The organism is Acinetobacter sp. UBA2063, from assembly GCF_002333245.1.
Taxonomy (GTDB): domain Bacteria; phylum Pseudomonadota; class Gammaproteobacteria; order Pseudomonadales; family Moraxellaceae; genus Acinetobacter; species Acinetobacter parvus.
Genome location: NZ_DDAH01000228.1, coordinates 1 through 2,892, shown reverse-complemented (window position 1 = coordinate 2,892; position 2,892 = coordinate 1). Strand labels below are relative to the sequence as shown.

The 2,892-nt window shown below is 43.3% G+C and carries 1 protein-coding gene and 3 pseudogenes; 3 read left to right on the top strand and 1 reads right to left on the bottom strand.

Annotated features, from left to right (window positions below):
- Positions 1-171, bottom strand: a pseudogene (locus B4H32_RS10720) (lytic transglycosylase domain-containing protein); the annotation flags it as partial.
- A gap of 329 nt (positions 172-500) precedes the next feature.
- On the opposite strand from B4H32_RS10720, the pseudogene B4H32_RS10715 reads away from it, so the two are divergent.
- From B4H32_RS10715 to B4H32_RS10705, 3 genes and pseudogenes are all read left to right on the top strand, one after another.
- Positions 501-641, top strand: a pseudogene (locus tag B4H32_RS10715) (MerR family transcriptional regulator); the annotation flags it as partial.
- Between the two features lie 13 nt (positions 642-654).
- Positions 655-1,845 carry an MFS transporter gene (locus B4H32_RS10710; RefSeq protein ID WP_004680802.1) on the top strand — a complete coding sequence of 397 codons (1,191 nt, stop codon included), beginning with the start codon at positions 655-657 and terminating at the stop codon, positions 1,843-1,845.
- A gap of 282 nt (positions 1,846-2,127) precedes the next feature.
- Positions 2,128-2,892 (top strand): annotated as a pseudogene (locus tag B4H32_RS10705) (YgiQ family radical SAM protein); the annotation flags it as partial.

Here is a 2,892-nt window from a genome sequence, read left to right as displayed (position 1 = left end):
AACAGAATAAGCGGTTTGTAATCCTGATGAGAGTTGATTGGAACGATTGGCAAATGATCCGCTTAGACTGCTGCATGCAGACAGGGTGATAGCGCTCAGAACCAGACCGATTCTTAAAAGCAGCAAGATGGGTTTTTCAAGAATGTATTGTTGAGTTGTTAGGATTTGCAAAGCAAACAACCAGAAAAATAAAATGATGAGTCATGGTATTAAGCCAAATTGAGGGAGTCAATAGCGATTATTTTATCGTTCTATGTCTATGCGAATTAAACACCAGGGCAATAAAAAAGCCCCGACATCCTGTCGAGGCTTTCTCATATTTGGTTTCTTACCGCCAACTCCTGTCAGCGACCACGTCCTGTGCTTCTTGTTGTTCTGAATGAGACTTCCTGTCTCTCTATGATTTGTATATTAGGGGATAAACCTGCTATCAGCTATTCGCCAATCACCGCAACCTGTGTACGCTTTAACCTACAAAATACAGGATTATGGCCAGATAGTTACATTTTATCAGTGAGGGGTTGAGGCATGCGGCAGTATGTCCCGCAGAAAATCATATGCAATGCCCAACGTTTCAGGGTTTTTTAAAGGCGGTCATTACAGGGAGTCTAAAAAAGACTAAAATCAAATCAGACCTGTAGAAAAAGCTGATTTATGTCGGACATTGTCAAAACCCATATTGAATATGGTTCAAAATCATTTACCGCGATTTTATGGTCATTGTTCTTTGCAGGGTTTGCCTCTTTCTCATCCCTGTACTGTGTGCAGCCGATGATGCCGATTTTTGCAAAGTTCTTTCAGGTCAGCCCGACACATAGTAGTTTTCCATTATCCTTTTCCACCATTGCCCTGGCCATTGGCCTGCTGTTTACAGGCTTTATTTCTGATCGTTTCGGGCGCAAACCGATTATGGTATTTACCTTGTTCCTTGTTTCGGTTTTATTGCTGGTCAGTGCGTCTTTTCCAATCTGGGAAATTTTCTTAACAACTCGTATTTTTATAGGCTTGGCGGTGAGTGGTGTTGCCGCAGTTGCAATGACTTATATTGGAGAGGAGATTTCACAGAAAGATATTGGTTTGGCGATGGGGTTGTATATCTCAGGCACAGCGATTGGAGGGATGGGCGGACGTTTGATTGCAGGGGTATTGGTTGATTTTATCTCATGGCAATCAGCAACTTATATTATTGGTTTTATCAATCTTATCATTGCCTGTCTGTTCTATTTACTCTTACCCAAGTCCCAGCATTTTCAACCCTATCCTTTTCGATTTTCCCGTTTTAAGGCAGCGTTTGAACAAAACTTAAAAGACCGTAAATTACGCATCCTGTTTGCCGAGGGTTTTATCCTGATGGGATGTCTGGTCACGGTGTTTAATTATATTAGTTATCACCTGCTGGAAGCACCATTTCAATTATCACAAAGCTGGATTGGTTTAATCTCGATTGCCTATTTGGCAGGAATTTACAGTTCATCAAAAGCAGCACAGTGGAGCTTTAAATATGGTCGGGCCAAAGTTTTACCCCTCATGTTATTGATGATGATGGCTGGACTGCTGATTACCCTGATTCCAGCGCTTTGGGTAATTTTGCTGGGACTGATTATTTTTGCCTTTGCCTTTTTTGCAGCACATTCCACCGCCAGCAGTTGGGTATCTGTGCAGGCAATTCAGTATCGGGCGGTGGCTGCATCGCTGTATTTATTCTGCTATTACATCGGTTCCAGTTTGCTGGGAAGTAGTGGTGGCCTGATCTGGGAAAACTTTGGCTGGATTGGGATCAATCTCAGTGTGGTGTTGGTATTGGCTTTTGGCCTGATTTTATCAATTCATCTAAAGGCTTTATAATAAAAATAACATGATGAAATGTGTAGAGATGGCAAGAAATGCAATTCCTGAGCAATATCCATTATTAAGAACGATTCAGTTGGTAACGAATGGTTATTACAGGCCTCATTGAGTACCCACTTGAAAATTTATAGATTGCGAGTGAATTTTAGGCAGATTAATTCTTATCTCTTTGTTTCTGTATGTTTTATAAACAAGGAAAATGAATCAGATTCATGTTAAAATGATCGGCTTTCATCTTTAGATGTCTCTCCTCCATCTGCTAGCCGAGATTCGCAAGCCATGTCTACTGCCTACACCATGCAGACCGCGCCCAAAGCGCTGTTTGATTACGACAAATATTGGGCGTCGTGTTTTGAACCCGCACCATTTTTGCCGATGTCACGAGAAGAAATGGACCTGCTCGGCTGGGATGCATGTGACTTTATTTTGGTTTGTGGTGATGCCTATATTGACCATCCTTCCTTTGTGTCGGGTGTGATTGGGCGTGTGCTTGAGGCACAGGGCTTCCGTGTCGGGATTATTGCGCAGCCAGACTGGACCAATGTGGAAAGCTTCCGTGTGCTGGGCAAGCCCACCATTGCGTGGGGGGTAACGGCTGGGAACATGGATTCAATGATCAACCGTTATACGGCAGATCGTAAAATCCGTTCGGATGATGCCTATTCTCCAAACAATGAAGCAAATAAACGCCCTGATCGTGCGGCAACCGTGTATTGCCAGCGTTGTCGTGAGGCATTTCCAGATGTGCCTGTATTGCTGGGAGGGATTGAGGGCAGTCTACGTCGTATCGCACACTATGATTATTGGTCAGACAAGGTTCGTCGTTCCATTTTGATGGATTCAAAGGCCGACCTGTTGATGTATGGTAATGGTGAGCGTGCCATTATCGAGGTGATGCACCGCTTGGCCAAAGGTGAAAAGGTGCATGACATTACCGATGTTCGTGGTACAGCATTTATCATTAATAAACATAATAAAGCCTCCAAGGCAAAATTCGTTGAAATTGCCAGTAACGATGTCGATACCATTGGACGTGTCGATCCC